This window comes from Streptomyces sp. NPDC101234 (assembly GCF_044767525.1).
Classification (GTDB): Bacteria; Actinomycetota; Actinomycetes; order Streptomycetales; family Streptomycetaceae; genus Streptomyces; species Streptomyces sasae.
This window is the reverse complement of the sequence record NZ_JBIWOA010000036.1, coordinates 15,019-36,118: the sequence shown is the minus strand read 5'-3', so window position 1 is coordinate 36,118 and position 21,100 is coordinate 15,019. Positions and strand designations below refer to the sequence as shown.

At 69.5% G+C, this 21,100-nt stretch carries 19 protein-coding genes and 3 pseudogenes; 14 read left to right on the top strand and 8 right to left on the bottom strand.

The features are described 5' to 3' along the window. Window positions 1–316: 316 nt before the first annotated feature. Both ACIRR9_RS43825 and ACIRR9_RS43820 read left to right on the top strand, forming a co-directional pair. Entirely contained in the window at window positions 317–1,048 is a 732-nt protein-coding gene (locus ACIRR9_RS43825) for a sigma-70 family RNA polymerase sigma factor (RefSeq protein WP_403764372.1), read from the top strand. Beyond that, complete coding sequence (locus ACIRR9_RS43820; RefSeq protein ID WP_403764370.1) at window positions 1,045–1,566, top strand: MarR family winged helix-turn-helix transcriptional regulator; 522 nt, start codon at window positions 1,045–1,047, stop codon at window positions 1,564–1,566. The genes ACIRR9_RS43825 and ACIRR9_RS43820 overlap by 4 nt, the downstream gene beginning before the upstream one ends. Here the strand turns inward: ACIRR9_RS43820 and ACIRR9_RS43815 are convergent. Next, window positions 1,556–2,338 carry an alpha/beta fold hydrolase gene (locus tag ACIRR9_RS43815; protein WP_403764368.1) on the bottom strand — a complete coding sequence of 261 codons (783 nt, stop codon included), beginning with the start codon at window positions 2,336–2,338 and terminating at the stop codon, window positions 1,556–1,558. The genes ACIRR9_RS43820 and ACIRR9_RS43815 overlap by 11 nt on opposite strands. Before the next feature lie 105 nt (window positions 2,339–2,443). On the opposite strand from ACIRR9_RS43815, the gene ACIRR9_RS43810 reads away from it, so the two are divergent. The 3 genes and pseudogenes from ACIRR9_RS43810 (at window position 2,444) to ACIRR9_RS43800 (ending at window position 5,432) form a co-directional block, all read left to right on the top strand. Next, window positions 2,444–2,710 (top strand): WhiB family transcriptional regulator, encoded by a 267-nt coding sequence (locus tag ACIRR9_RS43810; RefSeq protein WP_403764366.1) that lies wholly within the window; start codon window positions 2,444–2,446, stop codon window positions 2,708–2,710. Window positions 2,711–2,887: 177 nt separating this feature from the next. Further along, window positions 2,888–4,519: pseudogene (locus ACIRR9_RS43805) on the top strand (cytochrome bc complex cytochrome b subunit). 228 nt (window positions 4,520–4,747) lie between these two features. Continuing rightward, a pseudogene (locus ACIRR9_RS43800) lies at window positions 4,748–5,432 on the top strand (alpha/beta hydrolase). A gap of 105 nt (window positions 5,433–5,537) precedes the next feature. Here the strand turns inward: ACIRR9_RS43800 and ACIRR9_RS43795 are convergent. Then, window positions 5,538–6,599 (bottom strand): ferritin-like protein, encoded by a 1,062-nt coding sequence (locus ACIRR9_RS43795; RefSeq protein WP_403764364.1) that lies wholly within the window; start codon window positions 6,597–6,599, stop codon window positions 5,538–5,540. Between the two features lie 436 nt (window positions 6,600–7,035). Continuing rightward, window positions 7,036–7,284, bottom strand: a complete 249-nt coding sequence (locus ACIRR9_RS43790; protein WP_403764362.1) for a hypothetical protein — start codon at window positions 7,282–7,284, stop codon at window positions 7,036–7,038. 21 nt (window positions 7,285–7,305) lie between these two features. Between ACIRR9_RS43790 and ACIRR9_RS43785 the strand changes: the two genes are divergently transcribed. The 6 genes and pseudogenes from ACIRR9_RS43785 to ACIRR9_RS43760 all read left to right on the top strand — a co-directional run bounded on the left by ACIRR9_RS43785 (window position 7,306) and on the right by ACIRR9_RS43760 (window position 12,489). Continuing rightward, on the top strand, window positions 7,306–7,548 hold the full coding sequence (locus ACIRR9_RS43785; protein WP_403764360.1) for an alpha/beta fold hydrolase: 243 nt from the start codon (window positions 7,306–7,308) through the stop codon (window positions 7,546–7,548). A gap of 221 nt (window positions 7,549–7,769) precedes the next feature. Further along, a pseudogene (locus ACIRR9_RS43780) lies at window positions 7,770–8,650 on the top strand (NAD(P)/FAD-dependent oxidoreductase); the annotation flags it as partial. Between the two features lies 1 nt (window position 8,651). Then, window positions 8,652–8,933, top strand: coding sequence for a hypothetical protein (locus ACIRR9_RS43775; RefSeq protein WP_403764503.1), 282 nt, complete (start codon window positions 8,652–8,654; stop codon window positions 8,931–8,933). Between the two features lie 491 nt (window positions 8,934–9,424). Next, window positions 9,425–9,976, top strand: coding sequence for a hypothetical protein (locus tag ACIRR9_RS43770; RefSeq protein WP_403764358.1), 552 nt, complete (start codon window positions 9,425–9,427; stop codon window positions 9,974–9,976). 985 nt (window positions 9,977–10,961) lie between these two features. Continuing rightward, entirely contained in the window at window positions 10,962–11,813 is an 852-nt protein-coding gene (locus tag ACIRR9_RS43765) for an N-acetylmuramoyl-L-alanine amidase (RefSeq protein ID WP_403764356.1), read from the top strand. Between the two features lie 322 nt (window positions 11,814–12,135). Then, window positions 12,136–12,489, top strand: coding sequence for an antibiotic biosynthesis monooxygenase family protein (locus tag ACIRR9_RS43760; protein WP_403764354.1), 354 nt, complete (start codon window positions 12,136–12,138; stop codon window positions 12,487–12,489). A gap of 723 nt (window positions 12,490–13,212) precedes the next feature. On the opposite strand, the gene ACIRR9_RS43755 is transcribed toward ACIRR9_RS43760, so the two are convergent. Further along, the gene (locus ACIRR9_RS43755; RefSeq protein ID WP_403764352.1) at window positions 13,213–13,791 is read right to left on the bottom strand and encodes an IS3 family transposase; all 579 of its coding nucleotides are present in this window, start codon (window positions 13,789–13,791) and stop codon (window positions 13,213–13,215) included. A 268-nt stretch (window positions 13,792–14,059) separates the two neighbouring features. Here ACIRR9_RS43755 and ACIRR9_RS43750 point away from each other — a divergent pair, with 268 nt between their 5' ends. Next, window positions 14,060–15,250, top strand: a complete 1,191-nt coding sequence (locus tag ACIRR9_RS43750; RefSeq protein ID WP_403764350.1) for an IS110 family transposase — start codon at window positions 14,060–14,062, stop codon at window positions 15,248–15,250. On the opposite strand, the gene ACIRR9_RS43745 is transcribed toward ACIRR9_RS43750, so the two are convergent. The 3 genes from ACIRR9_RS43745 to ACIRR9_RS43735 all read right to left on the bottom strand — a co-directional run bounded on the left by ACIRR9_RS43745 (window position 15,177) and on the right by ACIRR9_RS43735 (window position 18,201). Continuing rightward, complete coding sequence (locus ACIRR9_RS43745) at window positions 15,177–15,554, bottom strand: transposase (RefSeq protein WP_403764348.1); 378 nt, start codon at window positions 15,552–15,554, stop codon at window positions 15,177–15,179. The two genes, ACIRR9_RS43750 and ACIRR9_RS43745, sit on opposite strands and share 74 nt — an antisense overlap. 263 nt (window positions 15,555–15,817) lie before the next feature. After that, window positions 15,818–16,225 (bottom strand): (2Fe-2S) ferredoxin domain-containing protein, encoded by a 408-nt coding sequence (locus tag ACIRR9_RS43740; protein WP_403764346.1) that lies wholly within the window; start codon window positions 16,223–16,225, stop codon window positions 15,818–15,820. Then, window positions 16,222–18,201 (bottom strand): heavy metal translocating P-type ATPase, encoded by a 1,980-nt coding sequence (locus ACIRR9_RS43735; RefSeq protein WP_403764345.1) that lies wholly within the window; start codon window positions 18,199–18,201, stop codon window positions 16,222–16,224. The genes ACIRR9_RS43740 and ACIRR9_RS43735 overlap by 4 nt, the downstream gene beginning before the upstream one ends. Window positions 18,202–18,297: 96 nt before the next feature. Here ACIRR9_RS43735 and ACIRR9_RS43730 point away from each other — a divergent pair, with 96 nt between their 5' ends. Then, window positions 18,298–18,672: an ArsR/SmtB family transcription factor gene (locus ACIRR9_RS43730; RefSeq protein ID WP_403764343.1), complete on the top strand. Its 375-nt coding sequence runs from the start codon at window positions 18,298–18,300 to the stop codon at window positions 18,670–18,672. Between the two features lie 1,047 nt (window positions 18,673–19,719). After that, on the top strand, window positions 19,720–19,974 hold the full coding sequence (locus tag ACIRR9_RS43725) for a transposase (protein WP_403764341.1): 255 nt from the start codon (window positions 19,720–19,722) through the stop codon (window positions 19,972–19,974). 9 nt (window positions 19,975–19,983) lie between these two features. On the opposite strand, the gene ACIRR9_RS43720 is transcribed toward ACIRR9_RS43725, so the two are convergent. Beyond that, window positions 19,984–20,445, bottom strand: coding sequence for a GNAT family N-acetyltransferase (locus tag ACIRR9_RS43720; RefSeq protein ID WP_403764493.1), 462 nt, complete (start codon window positions 20,443–20,445; stop codon window positions 19,984–19,986). Window positions 20,446–21,100: the final 655 nt, after the last annotated feature.

Genomic DNA, 21,100 nt, shown 5'->3' with positions numbered 1-21,100 from the left:
GCGGTGCGCCCACGAACTCCTCCGACCATGGCCCGTGGCTCCGGGCCGTCCGGGGCAGGTCCTGTCGAGGTCCGGTCCCGGCCAGGGGCCCCAGGGGCGTGGGGGCCGGGGGCAGGCCCCGGGGGCGTCCGGGCCAGGGGGTGGCGGGCCCCGGGGCCTGCGGGCCAGGGGGTGGGAGGCCCTGGCCACGTGGCGACCACGGTACGACCACGGGGTGCCCCACGGTCTATCAGGGGCTCGGCAGTGCCCTTGTCGGCGCGAAGTTGGTGTCGGTGGCGAGAGAAGCCGCCGATCCCCAGCCAACAGAGGAGCCGACGTGGACACATCTGTGATCGCAACCCGGCAGAGTCCGCAGTCGGTGATGGTGACCATCACTGCCGCGCCCGTGGAACTCAATGACGCGGTCTTCGTGTTCGACCGCGTCCGGCCAGGACTGCTCAAGATCGCCAACCGGATCCTCCGAGATCGCGGCGAAGCCGAGGACGTCATCCAGGAGGCGTGGCTGCGCTGGCAGGGCACGGACCGCACCGTCGTCGCCGACCCCGGTGCGCTGCTCCGCACGACGACCGCCCGGCTCGCCATCAACGTGCTGCAGTCGGCACGCAGACGCCGCGAGTCCAGTGCCACCTCCTGGCTGCCGGAGTCCACGGACACCGGGATGACACCGGAGGCCCTGGTCGAACGCCAGGACTCGGTGGAGCATGCCGTCCTGCTGCTTCTGCAGACCCTGTCCCCCAACCAGCGCGCGGCGTACGTGCTGCGCGAGGCGTTCGGCTATTCCTACGACCAGATCGGTGACCTGCTCCGCCTGTCCGTGGCGAACGCACGGCAGCAGGTCTCCCGCGCGCAGGTCAGACTGAACAACCGGCGGCACCGGCAGCACGTGGACGCGGCCACCCATCGGCGGCTCGTTCAGGCGATCTTCACCGCCGCCCGCACAGGAGACCTCGACCGCCTGGAGCACGTGCTGACCGGCCAGGACGCGCCGTACTCCGGCGAGGGGACGGCCGCACGCGACGGCGCGCCTTCTTACCGGGCCACCGCATGACCGGCACGTCGCACGGGGACGTGGTGCGCGAGGTGCGCACCGGCCCTGCCGACGATCGCACGCAGTCCTGCGCGACCGACCGGTGGGACGCCCTCGACTGCCTCCACCGCCGGGCCCAGGGGACGGTGGAGCGGCGGCTGCGCGAGGAGAACGGGTTCGGGTTGAGCGAAGTTCAGGCCCTGCGTTACGTGGGAAGGAGCTCCGCCGCGGAGGCCGGCGCCGAACCCATGCGGCTCGGGGATGTGGCCAACGGGCTCGGCGTGAGTCAGTCCGCCACGAGCAGGCTGATGGCACGCCTGCGCCGACAGGACCTGATCATCTTGAGCGCCGTCGACCACGACCGGCGCGGCGGCAAGGTGCCGCGGACCCCGGCGGGGCACGCCGCGCTGCGCCGTACCGCGTCCCGCTACGAACAGGTCGCCCGGGACGCGGTCCGCGATCTCGGCTCCCAGGACGCGGATCCCCTCCTGTGGCATTTCCTCATCGGCGAGAGCGACGCCCGCACGGTCATCCGTTGAGGAAGTCACGCACGGCCGCCGTGAACCTCTCGGGACGCTCGATGTGCCCGAGATGGCCGGTCTCCTCCAGGATCACCAGCCGGACGTCGGGAAGGAGCTGGTGCATCATGTGCGCCCAGCGCGGCCCGCAGATGAAGTCGTCCCCGCCGACCAGGACCAGGGTCGGGACGGTGAGCCGGGGCAGTTCCTCGCGGACGTCGAACGGGGGCTCCGCCCCCCAGGCCGGTGCCGCGAACATCCGCAGGGATGCCCGCCCCGCGGCGAACTCCTCCTCGCGGCCCCAGTAGTCGTGGAAGTAGGCGGGCGAGATGGTGCGCAGCACCTTCGTCGCGCCCTCGTCGCCGGACCGGTCGAGTCGCGTGGTGAGACCCTCGACGTAGGTGGCCACTTCCGGCCGCTCGTCGGCGTGCCGCTGGACGAAGCTCTCCATGTTGGCCACGGCGGCCGCCCAGAACTCCTCTCCCGTCATCGGTGAGGTGTCGTACAGGACGAGGGACGCCAGGCGCTCGGGGTGGTCGAGGGCGTGGCGCTGCGCGACGAAGCCGCCATGGGAGTGGCCCAGCAGGGCCACCTTGGCGAGGCCCAGGTGCTCGATCACCGCGTGCAGGAAGTGAGTGCAGGTGGCGAGGGTGTAGTCGCGTGGGTCGGCCAGCCGGCCGGACTCGCCCGTGCGGACCGGCTCAAGGTAGTCGACGGTCATGCTGCGCTCCAGGTCGGGCATGCGCAGGTACTCCCAGCCGATGCCCGGCCCTCCGGAGTGTGCGACGCACACCGGCTGTATTTCGCACCGTTGTTCTCCGCCATGGAATGTCACAGGACCGCCCTTCGGACGGTCAGATGTATGAGAGGCATCCGCGACGAGTAAGGAGGCGCTGCCATGAGTTGGCGCGAGAGAGCGGCCTGCCGGGATGTCGACCCCGACCTGTTCTTCCCCATCGGCACCGCGGGTCTGACGCTGGTCCAGATCGACGAGGCGAAGGCCGTGTGCGCCCGGTGCCCCGTGCGGGAGCGGTGTCTGCAGTGGGCCCTGGACGTCAAGCAGGTCGAGGGCATCTGGGGCGGCACGACGGAGAGCGAGCGCCGCGCGACGCGACGACTCTCGGCACGTAAGGACATCGAGCGGATCGGTGCGAAGGCATCCTGACCCGGACACCTCCGGCATGATCGTTACTTACAACGTCATGTCATACCTTCACTACTTCCTCGGTCCCTTCTGATGAGGGCAATGAAACCCGGTGCGGCAGCTCGTCGCCATGCACCGTTTTGCTGCGCAGACCCGGCCGCAAGGCGCTCACGGTGATGTGTCGACGGTGGTAACGACATGAGCGACGCAATCGAACCGGTCACTGCGGCGGGCAGCCGCAGTGGTGGCAAAATCGCCGACTGGGCGAGACCACGGATGGGCATCGGGCCCACCACCACGACCGGCACACGCAGGGCCCGTCCGGAGCACTGGTCGTTCCTGCTGGGCGAGATCTGTCTCTACAGCTTCGTCGTCCTGCTCATCACCGGCATGTAGCTGACGTACTACTTCCACTCGTCGTCGAACGAGGCCGTCCACGACGGCAGTTACGCTCCGCTGCGCGGCCAGTTGGTGTCCGAGGCGTTCGACTCGACGAAGCACATCTCCTTCGACGTACGCGGCGGCCTGCTCATCCGTCAGGCCCACCACTGGGCAGCACCGATCTTCGTCGCCGCCCTGCCGGCCCACGTGATGCGCGTGTTCTTCACCGGCGCTTTCCGCAAGCCGCGCGAGCTGAACTGGGTGGACGGTTTCGCCCCGCTCGTCCTCGGCATGTTCGGTGGTCTGACCGGCTACGACCTCCCTGGCGACCTCCTGTCGGGAACCGGGCGCGCCGTGGTGAACGGGACACTCCTGTCGGTACCGATCGTCGGCACCTACCCGTCGATGTTCCTGATCGGCGGCGAGTTCCCCGGGCACGACCTGGTGCCCCGCTTCCACATGATCCACGTCCTGGTCATTCCGGCGCTGATGCTGGCGCTCGTCGCCTTCCACGCCTTCCTCGGGCACCGGCACCGACACACCCGGTACCCGGGACCCGGCCGTACGGAGCGAAACGTGGTCGGCCCGCCGGTGCAGGTGCACGTGGTCAAGGCGGGTGGCTGTTTCTGCCTGGTCGCCGGGGTCGTCTTCACCATCGCCGCGATCGCCCAGATCAACCCCGTCTGGGAGTTCGGCCCCTATCGCGCCGATCAGGTCTCCGCAGGATCCCAGCCCGACTGGTACATGGGCATCGCCGACGGGCTGCTGCGTGTCATGCCCGGGTGGGAGGTGAACTTCTGGGGCCACACCCTGGCCCTGGACAATCTGATCCCTCTCCTCGCCGGCCTCGGCTTCTTCCTCGTCATGGGCGCCTACCCGTTCATCGAGGCCTGGGTCACCGACGACGACCGCGAACACCACCTGCTGGAACGGCCACGCAACCGCCCCGTGCGCACGGCGTTCGGCGTGGCATGGCTCGGGGTCTACCTGGTGGCTCTGCTCGGAGCCGCGAACGACATCATCGCCGTGACCTTCCATACGTCGGTCAACACGGTCACCTGAACGGTCCGCATCGCCCTGTTCGTGGTACCGGTCGTTCTCTTCCTCGTGACCAGGCGCATCGCCCTGGGTCTGCAACGCCGCGATCGCGACAAGGTCCTGCACGGCCGCGAGACAGGCATCATAAAGCGCCTGCCGCACGGCGAGTACGTAGAGGTGCACCAGCCCCTCGACCCCTACGAACTCCATGCCCTCACGGCGCACGAGCAGTACCGGCCCCTCGACCCGGGACAACGCGACGGAGACGGCCACGCGAGCGGCAGGGTGCGGCAGTTGCGCGCGCGGCTCAGCCGCGGCTTCTACGGCGAGGGGACACAGATCCGCAAGCCCACCGTCCAGGAGTACAGGGAAATCACCGGCGAACATCACTTCATCAGCAAAAACGACTGAAAGGCACAAAATGTCACACCTGTGACACGCACACGGTCTTGAAGGTGACAGCACACCGTTTCCCGAAAGGTCCTCTCATGAACCGCAGTTCCACCTACCAGCGGGTCCGCACCCCACTTTCCCTCCTGGCCACCGCCTCCGTCGCCACCGCCCCTCATCGCCACGGCGGTCGCCCCCGCCCACGCGGACAGGACCACGTCCGCACCGGACAGCGAGAAGAAGCCCACGGTGGTGCTCGTGCACGGCGCGTTCGCCGATTCCACCAGCTGGAACGGCGTCATCAGGAGGCTGAGGCACGAGGGCTACCCCGTCGTCGCCGCGGCCAACCCTCTGCGCGGGCTGAACAACGACGCCTCCTACCTCAAAGAGGTCCCGGCCGGCATCGACGGCCCGGTGGTCCTGGCCGGACACTCCTATGGCGGATCGGTGATCAGCGACGCCGACAACGTCAAGGCCCTGGTGTTCGTCGCCGCCTTTCTCCCCGAAAAGGGAGAGAGCGCCGTCGAGTTGTCGGGCAAGTACCCGGCAACACCCTCGGCGACGCTCTGCGCTCCGTGCCGGTCACTCTCCCGGACGGCTCCCGCGATGCGGACCTGACGATCGAACCGAGCAAGTTCCACCAGCAGTTCGCCGCTGACGTCCCCCGCAACACCACGGACCTCATGTCCGTCACGCAGCGCCCGATCACCAATGCCGCCCTGGCGGACGACGCCTCCGAGCCCGGCTGGAAGAACATCCCGTCCTGGCCGTGGTCGCCACCCAGGACCGCAACATCCCGGCGCAGGTCCAGATCTTCATGGCACAGCGCGCACACGCCCACATCACGCGCGTACGGGCATCGCACGCCGTGAGTGTCTCCCACCCCGCCGACGTCGCCGGGGTGATCGAGGCAGCCGCTCGGACCGTGCGCTGACCCACCGGTGCCGCGGGTCAGGGGGCGTGCAGGCTCCGCCCCCTGACCCGCACACATGGTGGCCCCCTGGACCGTCGGTCCAGGGGGCCACCATGTGTGCGGGGGTCAGCCGCGATCTTCCGGAGCGACGTAGTCGAAGGTCGGGCCCGCGGTCAGGCCCTCGCCGTCGGGCATCGACATCAGGCTCTGTGCCTGCCCCTTGAGCGCGTACATCGTGCCCACCGACACCCCGAGCATCGCGGGATTGCCGTTGAACGCCTGCTCCAGGAGCTGCAGCAGCTTGCCGTACGCGATGTTGAACGCCTCCTGCGCCGTGCGGATCGCACTGCCCTCCGGATGGTCCGCCAGCCGCGGGTTGGGCCGCATCGGGCGCACCCCGGCGGGGTCGACGGTGAGCGTCTCGCCGGTGGGCCCTGTCTCCGGTGTGTCCCCCGGCTGGTAGCGCCGGCCCTGTGCGAGCTCCTGGAAGCGGTAGTAGTGCGAGACCGCCTTGGTCTGCGGGTGGAACATGTCCATGTCCCCGTCCCACACGTCGGCGCGTGCCGCGCCCTCACCCTGCTCCACGATCTCCTCCAGGGCGGAGAGCGCCGAGGCGAGATCGGTGACCGGGCTCAGCCGCCCGCCGGTGTGCCCGAAGGGTCCTGCGGCCACCTGGCGGGCGGAATCACCGGTGAAGACCTGTTCCTCGCCTAGCTCGGCGCACAGGTGCCGCAGACCCTTCTCGATCGCGTCGTAGAACTGGCCGATCGTCGTGTAGGCGTCGCCCTCGGCCGGTGCGCCCGGGTGGGCGGGTTGTTCGAGGCGGAGGAACATGGTGACCGCCTCCTGACCGAACGGCAGCAGGGACAGCTGCATGGAGGGGTCGGCGTGCGGCATGGGCCGCGGATGCGGCGACAGTATCTGCGGGGTGTCGACGCGAGGTTGCCCGCCGACCGCGTTCAGGAGGTTCGCCACCAGCGCGAGGTGGATCATCTCCTCGACGAACACGCTGCTGACCACTTCGACGGCGTGGGCGTTCCGCTCGGGGTCGAGCGAGTAGAGGGCTGTGAGGTAGGGCGGCAGCGTGGCGTGTTCCAGCTCGATGGCCCACTGCAGGTGTTCTCGCAGGTCCTCCATCGTCGTGATGGAGCGGAACCGGGTCCGGCCGGTGGGGTCTTGATGATTCATGGAGGGTCTCACCTGGGTTTCGTGCGTACGGTTCGGCCGCGGCTGCGGACCGACCTCTGGTCACCGGCATCGCTGCCGGCGGGGACCGCGCGGGGCGGTCGGTGTTGTAGCGCGGGGTTGGTCATGCGGCATACGAGCGGGAGAGGCGGACGGCGGAGAAGCCGATGGTGCTGTGTGCCGGGTCGATGGTGTAGACACCTGTCAGCGCTGTGTACGGGACGACGGTCGACATATGTGGGTCCTTGCGGTCGCTGGTCACGACGATCAGTCGTTGCGAGACGTCGCCGTGTGCCTGCCGGTGGTGGAGCGGACCGCGGCCGAGGAGGGCCGGGCAGCAGAAGGACAGACAATGGAGGGCCCGCGCGTGTGACACTGGGACGGCCGCCGGTACGGCGTTCTGTGTGTCACAGCGTGTCGAGGGGTCAACGCGTCGCCGTTACGCACGTCGCACGGTCAGCACCGCGGGATCGCCCGCGTCGGGCACCGGGGTGAATCCGTGCTGGGCCAGCTCAGCGGCGATGTCGTCCCGGGAAGCCAGCCACATCCAGAAGGTCTCGGTGTGCTCGCGCAGGACACCGGTCACGTCCCGCACCCGGTTGTCAAAACGGGTCCGGAGGCGGCCGGCGTCGGCCGACAGCACCATGCGCCCGCCGTACTCGTGCCGTCCTGGTGTCCGGGCGGGCATGGGGTGGACGGTGCGCACCCCATGCCCGCGGGAGGCGTGTCGCCGGGGGAAGCTGCAGCAGGAAGACGCTGCCGGGACAGAGCTCTTCTGTTCTGGGGCGAGCGCGACCCGGCCTGCCAGATCGAGTTCGGCGACGAACTCGGCGCCGCCCTGCGCGCCACCCGCGTCCTCCATCTCGACTGCAACCATTGGACGGTGCTGGAGCGGCCCGCGGAGGTGGCCGCCGCCCTCGAGGCGCACTGGGCGCAGGGCACCGGACGCTAGCCCGCGCCGGCGGCAACGAGGGGCGCGGAGCTGCGGACCGCCTCGGCCACGGTCGTGGAACAGGGACGTCGTCCGCGCCCTCGTCGCGCTGCTCCGCTCTGCCCTCGCAGGCCCGCACGCTGCCTCCGCGGCGCGGGCCGGTGTCACAAGCTGCGGATTCTCACGGTCTCTCCGCACGAGGGCACACCAGTGTCCGGTGCGCGCGCGGAGACGGGAACATCATGTCGCGGGAAAACGGGTTCGTGATCGTCGGGGGCGGTCTCGCCGCGGGCAAGGCCGCCGAGGAACTCCGGCAACAGGGCTACGACGGCCCGCTCGTCCTCATCGGGGACGAAGCGGAGCGCCCCTACATCCGACCGCCGCTGTCCAAGGGGTACCTGCTCGGCAAGGAGGACCGCGACTCCATATTCGTGCATTCCGAGAACTGGTACCGCGAGCACGACGTCGACCTGATGACGGGAACGCGCGTGACGGCCGTCGACGCACATACCCGCCAGGTCGAACTCACCGGCGGACGCCAGATGTCCTATACCAAGCTGCTCCTGGCGACCGGATCGTCCCCCGCCGGCTGACGGTGCCCGGGGCGGACCTGGACAACGTGCTGTACCTGCGCCGCGTGGGAGACAGCGAGCGGCTCAAGGCCGCCTTCACCCCCGGGGCCCGGATCGTGGTCGTTGGCGGCGGCTGGATCGGTCTGGAGACCGCCGCGGCGGCCCGGACGGCCGGGGCGCTGGTGACCGTCCTGGAGCACTCCGAGCTGCCGTTGCTGAAGGTGCTCGGCCGGGAGGCGGCCGAGGTCTTCGCCGACCTGCACCGGGATCACGGGGTCGTCCTGCGGCCCCACGCCGCCGTCGAGCGCATCACCGGTGACGGCGCCCGCGCCGACGGCGTCCAGCTCGCCGACGGAACCCGACTGCCTGCCGACGCCGTGGTGGTGGGCATCGGCATCACCCCCGACGTCCAGCTCGCCGAGGCGGCGGGACTGGAGGTGCGCAACGGCATCGTCACCGACGAGCGTCTGCGTACCTCGGCCCAGGACGTGCACGCCGCAGGGGACGTCGCCAACGCCTACCATCCCCTCCCTCCTGGCACCGGACGCCACGGTGTTCTTCGACGGAGGCGGCAAGGTCAGAACCCTGACCCGGCCCGTCCACGGCGCACGGCGCGTCACCCGCAGCCTGCTGACCCTCCTAGCTGGCCGCCCCCGAACCACACTGCACTGCCGGTCCGTCAACGGCCGCACCCGAATAGTGGTGCGCTACGGCGACGAGGTCGCCGCGGTCATCAGCCTGGACGTCGCGGGCGACCGCACCGTGCAGATCTGGGCGGTCCTCAACCCTGGCAAGCTCCGCCACTGGAACCGGGCGGCCACGCAGGAGAAATGAGGACAACGCGTGGGCCAGGACTTCGATTCGCGTGCCGCCGGTGTCCCACTGGCCGCGGAAGTGGCCGTGCTCGAGGCGCGGATCCGCATCCTTCAAGAAGCTCTTGACGACGTCGGCACCCGCATCCAACGATCGGCGGATCGGCTGCGCCACCTTCGCGAGCAGTCCCGACGGGAACCCGGCCGAACTCTTGAGGAACACCCGCCGACCACGGCCGATTCCGCCCTATCCGACCCGGAGTCCGGTCACCCACGACCCGACCGGTCCGCACCGTGTCCACACCGCTGAGGTGCCGCTCACGAAAGGGTGAAAGGACAGTGGTAGTCACCTGACTCGACGGGACTTCGCATCACCACCTTGCATCTTCCGGGTCCAAACCTCGTACGCTGTGACATACGATGCACTCACACACATCCCCGGGTCCGAGCCGAGCGGCACCGCAGCTGACTTCAGCGAGGCGCGGCACGGAGGGTTGAGGATGAGAGGAAGACATGGTCTCGGCAACTCGCGCAGCGCATGAGATTGAGGTCACTGCGGAGAGCCTCCAGGAGGACCTCGCCCGCCTGGAGATTCAGAAGCAGGCACTGGAGAGGGAACTGGCCGCCGTGGCCGCCCACCTCGACTCCGTCCAGCGCGCCCTGAGCGCCCTGACGGTCCTCATGGCCGAGCCATCCGGACGCCGCGCCGCCGAGCAGCCCGAACAGGCGGAGGCCGACACTCCGGTCGTCGCGCCCGCCGCCCGCACGGCGCGAAAGCAGTCCGCGCCGCGACAGGCGGAGCCCACGCAGAAGGAGAAGCCGGCGGCCTCCTCGCATGCGGAGGCCGACGAACCGCGCAGCTACGGCGCGCTCACCGAACAGATCCTGGAGTACTTCGCGGGCGTCGGTGATGCGGAGGTCCGCGCGCGCGACGTGGCCGCGGCGCTCGGCCGCGACACCGACTCCGGGAGCATCAATGCGGTGCGCAGCACGCTCGACCGTCTGGTCGGCACCTCCCGCGTACGCCGGGCCGGCCGCGGTCTCTACCGCGCCCAGAAGTCCTGACCGGAGCCCTCTCGGCGCCGTGCACTGAAAGTCACAAAGATGCCACGGGCACCTGCTCGCGGGGGATCGCACAGGCACCCGAGGCACGCACCCGCTGACGGACGGTCCGCGGGTGGGCGAGCGCTCCCATACCGGCGACTAAGCGTGTCACACGGTGCCGGATTCGCTGTGAAGAGTGTATAGCAATCCACATCGTCTTTGAATCAAACGCGCCGCTCCCGGGTGCACTCCTCCCCGAGGCCTAGGATCACGCCTGGCCCTTTAACCTTCGCAGCTGCCCCTCCCCACCTGCGCTTTCCGGCAACGCGCCTTTCTGAAAGGGATGTTACGATCTCTCCGCACAGCTCAGCCACAACACACGTGTGACGGAAGCAGTTACCCCTTCCGTGGCCACTGCAACAAACATGGCCCTATAGTCATCCGCGCATCGAGTTGTCGCCCAGGCCTTCCCCCCACGAGCAACCATGCCGCCGGCGCACCTTGATGCCCATGTTTCTTCCTCTGCGGAGCATCACCTTGCGCAGAAGAAAGAGGGCCGTTGGCGTACCCGTCGGCATCGCCGTGAGCGCGCTGGTCGCGGGCTCCCTGCTCACCCTGCCCGGCCACGCACTCGCCGACGACCCGAGCGCGACCGCGGACTCTCGCCGACAGGCGCTGCCGGCCCTGCCGAGGAGTTCGACATCCCGTCGAGCGTGCTGCTCGCCCTCTCCCACCATGAGTCGGCCGGGGAGGGCCACGGCGCCCTACCGAGCACCGACGGCGGTTACGGACCGATGAACCTCACGGACGTCACCCCCACCATGCCGGCGGGCGGTGCCGCGGGCGCGGCGGGCCGCGCCGACCTCGACGCCCTCGCCGCGGACCCCGCCCTGCACACCCTGCGCCAGGCGGGCGAGCCGACCGGACTCTCCGTCAAATCCCTGCGCGAGGGCGACACCGCGAACATCCGCGGGGTGCCGCCCTGCTCGCCTCGTACGAAAAGGAGTTGGTCCGGGCGACCCCCGCGGACCCCTCCCAGTGGTACGGGGCCGTGGCCCGGTACAGCCAGGCCAAGCAGAAGCAGGCGGCCGCCTCCTTCGCCGACCGTGTCTTCCGCACGATCCGCAGCGGCGCCTCGGCGACGCCCCAGGACGGCCAGCGCGTACGTCCGTCCGCCGGACCTTCCGTCGATCCCGCCCGCAAGCAGATCAACTCCCTGCGCCTGAAGGCCTCGTCGACGGCGGCCGCCACCGAATGCCCGACGACCGTCGACTGCACCTTGGTGGTCGGATCACCGGTCGGCCGTCAGGTCGCCGACCGGCAGACCAACGGCATCCGCATCGACACGATCGTCATCCACGACCTGGAGTCCACCTACGACGCCGGCGTGGCGGGCCTGGCCAACCCCACGAACCCCGCCGCGACCCACTACTTGATGTCCTCTTCCGGCGCGGTCACCCAGATGGTGCCCACCAAGGACATCGCCTTCCACGCGGGCAACTACTCGACTGATTTGCACTCGATCGGCATCGAGCGCGAGGGGGACGCCGCGCACGGCGCCGCCTGGTACACGCAGGCGCAGGTACCAGGCCACGGCGGACTTGGTGCCGAGTACCCGGCCGGCCTGGGCGCCTCCACACAGGCACCGCTGAGCATGTACGCCATTCCGACCGGACAGGCATACGTGGCCACGTGGGAAGCGGCCGCCGCCGACGACTACTTCCCCTCCAGCGGAGCGGTGGTCATCGGAGGCAAGAAGATGTACACAATCCAGTACAACCACCGTGTCGCCCTCGTCTACGCGAACGACGTCACCGCAACCACGGCCGTCCATCATTGGGAGAATGACGGCAACTGAACTACATGTCACGGTAGTTGAATGATTTCAAGAGGGCTCTCACGCGAAGTGCCGTCGGGCACACCGTATGAGGGCCCTCGCCTCGTCCGTCCAGCAGCACCGCGCTCCGGGCGGTCATCTGCGAAGGCGGCGACGCGACAGCACCGATCAAGCCCACCCGTCGCACGGACGCCTCGCCTTCCCGGGACAACCCAGTGGGGTCCTTCAGCATTGCCTCGCTGAATGCCGCAGAACGACAACGCACAGACCATGTCGAACCGAGCGCGTACATCGGCACCCGCCGACCCGTCACACGCGCGGGGCGTCGTCGGTCAGTAGGGACATGAGTCATTCCCTCACGTCGAAGACCAGCACCGACGAGCCTGTCACTGTCATCAAGAGCTACACCGTGCCGACGGACCAAGCCGACCGCTTCACCGTCGTGTACCAGGAGAACGCCCGAATCATGGCGGCCCAGCCCGGCTTTCTCCGCTCCCGCCTGCACCGTCCCCTCGGCGAAGGCCCGGAGACCCGCTTCCTCCACATCGCGGAGTGGACGTCGGGGACCGCCCTCGACAGAGCCACCGACAATCCCGAGTGGCATGCCTCGCTGCAGCGCATGTTCGCCGACCCCGACCTTCACATCACCTCGGAACCGGCGAGCTACCGCGTCGTCGTCGAACTCCACCCATCCTGACAACGCGTCACCCGGCACGCCAGTCCCAAGGGGGACCCGCAGGGCGCCCGTTCAGCCGGCCACCGCGTGTCGGTGTGCTGGACGTCGGTCGCCCTCGCCGACCTGGCCCCGTCCAGCTCACGCCGGGGTGGGCCTCCTGTAGGACCACAGCCCCCTCGCCCTCCGCCCCTGCCAGACGGGCTCGGCAACGGCGGCCGGAGGGCGACCGGCCTGCCCGGTGCGCACCGAGTGCCTGGTCTATGCCCTAGATCACCGGATCGAGCACGGCATCTAGGGCCAATGCCGTGACTCTGCTGGTGATGTTGGTAAGTCGCTGACGGCCGGGTGTGTGCGGTGCTCGGCTGGGTGTGCGCGGGGTGGCGTCGTCGTGGAGGTGGTCGCGGTGTCGCTGCGGCCGGAGAGTCACCAGCGGATCCCGGCGCGGACGGTGCAAACAGCGCGGGCGGCGTGCCCGAAGGGCACCCCGGCCATGCTGTGGTGTGCAACTGATGATCATTGATTACGCCTGGGTCGCGGTCTTCTGCTTGAGGCGTTCGTAGGGGGTCTGGCCGCCGAGGCCGCCGTGCGGGCGATGGTAGTCGTAGTAGTCCTCCCACTCGCGCAGCTTGCCGTTGAAGACCTCGGCGTCGTCGATGATGACGCCGTCGAGGAGCCGGTAGAACTCTTCGGCGTCGATGTGGAGCGTTCGACCTTGCTGTCAATCCCTCGCAGCGTGGAGACGATCTATGCGGCCAGTCCCTCGGCGAGGGTGGCCCTGTACTCGCGTTCGTAGTCGATCGGGCTCTTGAACCCGCATACGCTGTGTAGCCGCCTGGTTTTGTGGAAGTCGGTGATCCAGGTGGCAATCTTGATGCGGGCCTCGGAGCGGGTGCGGAAGGTGTGCCGGTGGACGACGAGGTCGGGCTCCTTGGCGGTGAAGTCCCGGCGGACGAAGTCCGGGGCCGCGGGCCGCTTGCCCGGCCTGGTCAGTGACCGGCGCCGGCGGACCTTCCGTCCGTCCGGCCCGAGCTCGGCCATCAGCTTCGCGACGGTGTTCACCGATACCCGCCAGCCCCGGCGCACCGGCTCGACGAACACCTTCGGCGAGCCGTAAGCGCCCCCGGAGCGGCGGAAGATCTCCTCGATCTCCGCCACCAGGTGCTGCCGGCGCATCTCCCGCTCGGTCGGCGGCCGGTCGCACCATGTGCAGTACCACGACTCCGACACCCCCAGGGCCCGGCAGGCGACGCGGTGCGGAATCTTCTGTTCGGCCTTGCAGCTGCTGACCACCCTGACCGCCACGGCCGGGTCCGTGTCAGCCACTTCACCCACAAGGCCACGAATCGCCTGCACACATCGCGCCCTACCTTTCTTCTCGGGTCTGAGCCGGTCACTCGTAAGATCGGCGGACCCGGGGACCCGGGGTATGGCTGACATCACGCTGTGCCACTTGGATGGTTTATGGAGCTTGGCCGCCCGGGGTCCTGCGACGACTCGACCGCCAATTGGGAACTGCGACTTGATCGCTTCGTAGGGCAACGCCGGCGAGGTCGTCTGCGGAAACCGTGTACGACGAGCTCACGGAGGATACGTGCCGGAGATCTGGGCCGGACTGGACATCGGCAAGACGCATCACCACTGCGTGGTGATCAACGCGGACGGCACCCGCCTGCTGTCCCGCCGGGTTTCCAACGACGAGGCCGAGCTGCTGCAGCTCATCGGCGACATCCTGGAGATATCCCGTGACGTGCTGTGGGCCGTCGACCTCAACCACGGCGGTGCCGCGCTGCTGATCGGCCTGCTGGTCAACCACGGTCAGCCCGTCGCTTACCTCACCGGTCTGGCCGTTCACCACGCCTCGGGCACCTACCGCGGCGAAGGCAAGACCGACGCCAAGGACGCCTTCGTGATCGCCGACCAGGCCCGCGTCCGCCGTGACCTCGGTCTGCTCCGGCCCGGCGATGAGATCGCCGTCGACCTGCGCACCCTCACCACCCGCCGCCTCGACGTGGTCTTCGACCGCACCCGGCAGATCAACCGGCTCCGCGCACAACTGGTCGAGATCTTCCCAGCGTTGGAGCGGGCTCTGGATCTGACGAACAAGGGTCCGATCACCCTGCTCACCGGCTACCAGACCCCGGCCGCCATCCGCCGCGCCGGCGCCAAACGGCTCGAAAACTGGCTGAAGAACCGCAAGGTCCACAGTGCCGCTGCTCTCGCGAAGACCGTGGTGGAGGCCGCCCAGGCCCAGCACACCGCGCTGCCCGGCGAGACGCTGGCCGCAGCCATGGTGCTCCGGCTGGCGAAGGGGGTGATGGCCCTCGACGAGGAGATCGCCGAACTCGATGCTTTGATCGAGGCCCGGTTTCGCGAACACCCGCATGCCGCGGTGATCCGCAGCCTGCCCGGTATGGGCCCCAGGCTCGGCGCCGAGTTCATCGCCGCGACCGGCGGCGAGATGGACGCCTTCGGCACCGCTGACCGGCTGGCCGGCTTCGCCGGCCTGGCCCCCAGACCCCGTGACTCCGGTCGCGTCAGCGGCAATCTGCACCGGCCTCGGCGCTACCACCGCGGGCTACTGCGAGCCATGTACCTGTCGGCCATGGTCAGCCTCAAGTGCTGCCCCGCGTCCAAGGCGTACTACGACCGCAAGCGCAACGAGGGCAAGAGCCACAAACAAGCCCTGCTGGCCCTCGCGCGCCGCCGCGTCAACGTCCTGTGGGCGATGATCCGTGACGGAGAGTGCTACCAGCCTGCACAACCCGCTGCCGCGTCGGCTTGACAACAAGATTGGGAAGCTCCATCTCCAGCTCGCGGATGCGCTTGTCCTTCTCCCTGGCCTCGGCCCGCAGCCGCTCCGGCTCCGCCCGTTCACTCTCCCGCAGCCGGCCACCGGACGGCTCGGCCATCGGCCGGTCCGACGACGGCGACCCGTTGCGCCGGGCCCGCGAGACCCGGCTGTGCAGCGTCCCGGGATGGATGCCCAGATCCTCGGCCACCTCCGGAATCGGTTTCCCGGTCTCCGTCACGATCCGTACCGCCCCGTCACGGAACTCGGCGTCGTAGACGCGTTTCCTGGAGGCCATGACCCCCAACCATCCCTCCGGTCACGGTCTCCACCGTACGAGGGGAGGTGCACCGGCGCCGAAGTCAAGATCGGTCAGATCGGTTCGGCGGCGCCCGCCGGGCCGGTCGTCCTGGGGCTGCCGACGCCCCGGTCCGACCGGCGCGCGTGAACGGCTCCGGGCGGGGCCAGGGACGACGGCATCTCGGGTCAAGGCGGTGATCCGAGATGGCCGGCCCGATTCGGACGGGGATCGTCTCCTTTACGACAGGTGCGGTGCGGGAGTCATGCGTCGTGGAGTTCCGCCTGGACGCGGCGGGAGGGGCGGAAGGTGTAGAGGTCGAGGATGTCGGGCGGGTCGGCGAGGCCGGGACCGCCGTCCTTGATCCAGGTGGTGATGTCGGTGGTGGCGTCGGGGTCGTTGACGAGGCCGAGCCAGACGGGGCGGCCGCCGTTCTTGCGGCCTTCGGCGGAGGGCTGGACGACGATGACGTTGGCGCGTTCGCAGGCGTCGAGGCAGTCGGTGACGCGTACGGTCGCCGCGCCGTCGAGAGCCTGGCGGAGATCGCGGAGCTGTGCGGTGTGGTCGAGGCCGGGGACCTTGGGTGTGCCGCAGCAGCAGCCACGGCAGACGGTGACGGTGGGCCGTACGGCTCCGGGGACGGGGGCGGCACGGCGGGTGCGTTTGCTCATGCGGTGTCCTTGGTGAGTCGGGGCCAGGCGGCCTCTCGGAGCAGGCGCAGGCCGTTGAGGCCGACGATGACGGTGGAGCCCTCGTGGCCGGCGACACCGAGGGGCAGGGGCAGGGTGCCGATCAGGTCCCAGGCGACCAGGACGGCAATGAACGCCCCGGCGATGACCAGGTTCTGGATGACGAACCGGCGTGCGGTACGGGAGAGCCGAACGATCGAGGGGATGGTGACGAGCTCGTCGCGGACGACCACTGCGTCGGCGGTCTCCAGGGCGAGGTCGGAGCCGGCCTTGCCCATCGCGATACCGGAGTGCGCGGCGGCCAGCGCGGGGGCGTCGTTGACGCCGTCACCCACGACCAGGACCTTGCGTCCCTGGGCTTCCCACTCCTTGACGGCCCTCACCTTGTCCTGGGGCAGCAGCCCGGCACGGACCTCGGTGATGCCTACCTCGGCGGCCAGGTGCCTTGCGGCGCGTTCGTTGTCGCCGGTCAGCAGGATGGGGGTGCGGCCGGTCAGGCAAGTGAGGGCGGCGACGGTGGCTGCCGCTTCCGGCCGCAGCCGGTCCGCGATGCCCAGCACGCCCACCGGCGCATGGTCGCGCAGGACGACAACCGCGGTCCGGCCTGCCTCCTCCAGCTCGGCCACCACCGCCCGGTGCGGCTGGTGATCGGGACCGGCCGACAGCCGCACCGGGGCGCCGACCGTGACGGTGTGGCCGTCGACGGTGGCGGTGACACCCTGGCCGGGGGCGGAGGTGAACTCTTCGGCATCGGTCAGGAGCAGGCCGCGTCTGCGGGCGGCGGTGACCACGGCCCGGGCGAGCGGGTGCTCGCTGGGGTGCTCGGCGGACGCCGCCAGCGCGAGGAGTGAATCCTCGTCCAGGCCGCTGCCGGGCAGGGGGCGCAGGTCGGTGACATGGGGGGTGCCTTCGGTGAGGGTGCCGGTCTTGTCCAGGGCAACGGTGTCGATCTGGCCGAGGCGCTCCATGACGACGGCGGATTTGGCGAGTACGCCGCGGCGGCCGGCGTTGGCGATGGCGGACAGCAGCGGCGGCATGGTGGAGAGCACCACCGCGCAGGGCGAGGCCACGATCATGAACGTCATGGCCCGCAGCAGCGCCGACTGCAGGCTGTCGCTGAAGGCGAGCGGGATCGCGAAGACGGCGAGGGTCGCGAGGACCATGCCGATCGAGTAGCGCTGCTCGATCTTCTCGATGAACAGCTGTGTGGGGGCCTTGGTCTCGGAGGCTTCCTCGACCATCTTCACGATGCGGGCGATCACCGAGTCCGACGGGTCGCGCTCGACGCGTACCCGCAGGGCGCCGGTGCCGTTGACGGTGCCGGCGAACACCTCGTCCCCCGCCTGCTTGGCCACCGGGAGCGGCTCGCCGGTGATGGTGGCCTGGTCCACGTCACTGGCCCCGTCGAGGACCTGGCCGTCCGCGCCGACCCGCTCGCCCGGCCGAACCCGGATCGTGTCCCCGACCGACAGCTGTTCGGTGTCCACCGTCTCCTCGGTGCCGTCCGGCCGGAGCCGGGTCGCGGTGGCGGGGGCGAGGTCGAGCAGGCCGCGCACGGAGTCGGCGGTGCGTGCGGTGGCGACGGCTTCCAGGGCGCCGGAGGTGGCGAAGATGACGATCAGCAGCGCACCGTCGAGGACCTGGCCGATCGCGGCGGCCCCGAGGGCGGCGACGACCATCAGCAGGTCCACGTCCAGCGTCTTGTCCTTCAGGGCCTTCAAGCCCTCCCAGCCCGGCTCCCACCCGCCGGTGACATACGTGACGGCGAACAGGGTGCCCCACAGCCACGCCGGGCCGTCCAGCAGGTGGACCGGCAGGGCGAGCAGGAACAGCACCAGCGACGCCAGCGCCCACCGGGCCTCCGGCAGCGCCAGGAGACGGGTGCGGCGCCGGGGCGGAACCGGCCGCCGGGCGCCGGCGGGCGGTGCGGACCGCTGCCGGTCCAGGACAGAAGACATGACAGAACAACCCTTCACGGGCGGAACAACTGCGACACCTTCACCGTACAGGAACATCTGAACAGGTCTTCAAGTGTCACCGGTATGATGGAGCGTATGGGCCACGGACGCGACACCATCACCAGCAGTGCCAGCACCCGCGAACGCCTCGACGCCGTCGGCACCGCCGATGTCGCCGCCACCCTCCAGGCCCTCGCCACACCCTCCCGGCTCTACATCCTGGCCCGCCTCCAGGAAGGCCCCTGCGCGGTCGGAGACCTTGCCGAAGCCGTCGGCATGGAAGCCTCCGCCTGCTCCCACCAACTCCGGCTCCTGCGCAACCTCGGCCTCGTCACCGGCGAGCGGCAGGGCCGCTCCATCGTCTACTCGCTCTACGACAACCACGTCGCCGAACTCCTCGACCAGGCCCTCTACCACGTCGAGCACCTGCGCCTGGGTCTGCACGACACCCCGGCCGGCGCCGGGCGCTGAAACGCGGCAGCACCGGCGACCTGCGGCATTCCGTACGAGACGGCCCGATGCGAGTCCAAATGACACACCACCTGACCGGCACCGGGCCTCACCGAGGAACCGATGACGCACGTCCGGGCATGGGCCATCGGGTTCGGCGCTGCGGTCCCGTCAGCGGTTGAGGATTTCCTCGACCTTGTCGGCCACGCGCTCGGACTGAATGTCACGGCCATTGGCAACACGGCGTACGACGGCGCCGACCGGCACATCAGCGGGCTGCTGGAGACCTCCCGGGTCAAGTTCCGCGCCCGGCTGTCCAGCCGCCCCTTCCCGGCCCCGGCCCCGGCCCCGGCCCTGAAGAGCTCAGCACACTTGGCGGCCGACTCGCCCCCGCCGCTGTCGCACAGGACCGGACCGGAAGGATCAACGCACGCCACACCCCCGTCGGTCGGGGTGCGAATCCGGCCCTGCCCAACTCCTTTCCTGGGCACGTGCTTTCGGCCAGTTACAGCGGGCCGGAGTGGAATGCACCGGCTCCTACGGAGCCGACCTCACCCGCCATCTGCACCATGAGGGCATCACGGTCACCAAGGTCAACCAGCCCGACAAAGCGGCCCGCCGCCGGTACGGCAAGTCCGACGCGATCGATGCGGTGGCCGCGGCCCGGGGCCGTGCTCTCCGGCCGGGCCACGGACGCCACCAAGACGACCGACGGCCCCGTCGAGACGATCCGACTGTTCAAGATGGCCAAGAACTCCGCCGTCAAGCTCCGGTCCATGGCCATCAACCAGCTCAAGGCCGTTCTCGTGACGGCGGCCCCGGCGCTTCGGGAGTCCCTGGCCAGGCTGAGCGGCCCCGAACTCATCCCCCGGTGTTCGCAGCTGACGCCCGCACCCGGCACGGAACCGCAAGCCGCATCCCGCCACACGCTGCGGTTGTCGGCCAGGCGGGTCCAGCACCCTCACCGAGGAGATCAACGACCTCACGGCCCGAATCGGTACTGCGATCGGCGCTTGCGCGCCCGACCTGCTGGGCCTCTACGGCGTCGGTCCCGCTACTGCTGCCGCCTTGCTGACAGCAGCCGGCGACAATCCCGACCGTCTGGCCAGCGAGGCATCGTTTGCGGCTCTGTGCGGTGCCGGCCCCGTGGAGGCCTCGTCCGGAAAGACTCTGCGACGCAGACTCCACCGGAGCGGCGACCGCCAGGCCAGTTCAGCGCTCTACACCATCGTCATCGCCCGCTCGTTGACATCCATAGGGGCATCAAACGCGCGGTCCGCTACGAAGCGAGTCCTTGTCGCCGGCATCAACGAGTGGCTCTGACCAGCCCCATCACGATGCCGCCGCGTAACAGTGGATGACCACCGACTGAGAGGGGCTCCATCGTTGCTCAACCGTGGCCATGAGCTCCCACCCCAGTCGCTCGTACAGGGCTGCCGCGGCAGCATCGGACGCCACGACGTCGAGCACCGGATGCAGGCCACGGCGTCGTGCTTCCTCCACGACCTGGCCGATCAGCAGGGAGCCGATCCCATGCCCCCTCGCCTGCGGAGCAACGAACAGCCGACTGACCACCGCGGTCAGATCCTTGCTCGTCCCGCTCCGCTCGCTCCACAAGCCGGGGGCCAGATCCCCTTCGCCGCTGCGGGACAAGCTGACATGGCCAACGAGACGTCCGCCGAGTTCCGCGACCCAGGCCCCCAACACAGAAGCCTGCGACAGCCAATCATCAGGCTGATCAGGCCAATTCACCGGGTAACCGTCACGGTGATGGACTTCCGCGAGTACCCGCACACAGTTCTCGACATCGCCATCAGTCCTCCGCCGGACACAGGGCCCTGGCCTCTCCACATCAGCCCCGAAGCTCTCGATGTTCACTCCGGCATGGAAACACAAGCCCCATACCTACACCCAGTCATTTTCGGCAGACGCCCTAGGCGTGCCCTAGGCGGGCGGTGCGTGGGCGATGAGCTGAGCCGACGCGATCTTGCGGAAGTCCGCCACCAGGCGGGTGCGATCGTCGGCGCGGGTGGCGAGTACGACGTGCACGGGCTCGACGCCTTCGAACGGGACCGTCGCCCGTCGTCAGATCGGGGCGTAGTGAGCTCCAGGCCAGGGAGGGGAGTCGGGGCCGCCCGCTCGTGCGGCGTCATGGCCGTGCCAGCCCTTGATGACCTCGGCGGGCCCTTTAGGCGATGCGCTGTGCGAGCACTTGCTGTCAGGCGACCCACCCCGGTCCGGTTCACCGGCCGGGCAGGTCGCCGAGTCAGAGCGATGCGATGAAGGGGGGATCACGCCGTGTCCTGGCCCATGTGGTGGGGCGCGAGCCGGTTCACGGCGGAATCCTCACGCGGATGGCGCGGTCAGCCCGTTGCCGAGCAGTTCACGGGCGTGACGGTTGGGTGACCGGTCACGGTCTGAGTGCACCGTCGATGAAGGAACCAGCTCG

Coding starts and splice junctions, on each gene's coding strand:
- ACIRR9_RS43735 (WP_403764345.1), bottom strand. CDS start 18,201: ATGTCTTCTGTCCTGGACCGGCAGCGGTCCGCACCGCCCGCCGGCGCC.
- ACIRR9_RS43790 (WP_403764362.1), bottom strand. CDS start 7,284: ATGCCCGCCCGGACACCAGGACGGCACGAGTACGGCGGGCGCATGGTG.
- ACIRR9_RS43760 (WP_403764354.1), top strand. CDS start 12,136: ATGAGTCATTCCCTCACGTCGAAGACCAGCACCGACGAGCCTGTCACT.
- ACIRR9_RS43730 (WP_403764343.1), top strand. CDS start 18,298: ATGGGCCACGGACGCGACACCATCACCAGCAGTGCCAGCACCCGCGAA.
- ACIRR9_RS43745 (WP_403764348.1), bottom strand. CDS start 15,554: ATGGCCTCCAGGAAACGCGTCTACGACGCCGAGTTCCGTGACGGGGCG.
- ACIRR9_RS43795 (WP_403764364.1), bottom strand. CDS start 6,599: ATGAATCATCAAGACCCCACCGGCCGGACCCGGTTCCGCTCCATCACG.
- ACIRR9_RS43820 (WP_403764370.1), top strand. CDS start 1,045: ATGACCGGCACGTCGCACGGGGACGTGGTGCGCGAGGTGCGCACCGGC.
- ACIRR9_RS43810 (WP_403764366.1), top strand. CDS start 2,444: ATGAGTTGGCGCGAGAGAGCGGCCTGCCGGGATGTCGACCCCGACCTG.
- ACIRR9_RS43740 (WP_403764346.1), bottom strand. CDS start 16,225: ATGAGCAAACGCACCCGCCGTGCCGCCCCCGTCCCCGGAGCCGTACGG.
- ACIRR9_RS43785 (WP_403764360.1), top strand. CDS start 7,306: ATGCCCGCGGGAGGCGTGTCGCCGGGGGAAGCTGCAGCAGGAAGACGC.
- ACIRR9_RS43770 (WP_403764358.1), top strand. CDS start 9,425: ATGGTCTCGGCAACTCGCGCAGCGCATGAGATTGAGGTCACTGCGGAG.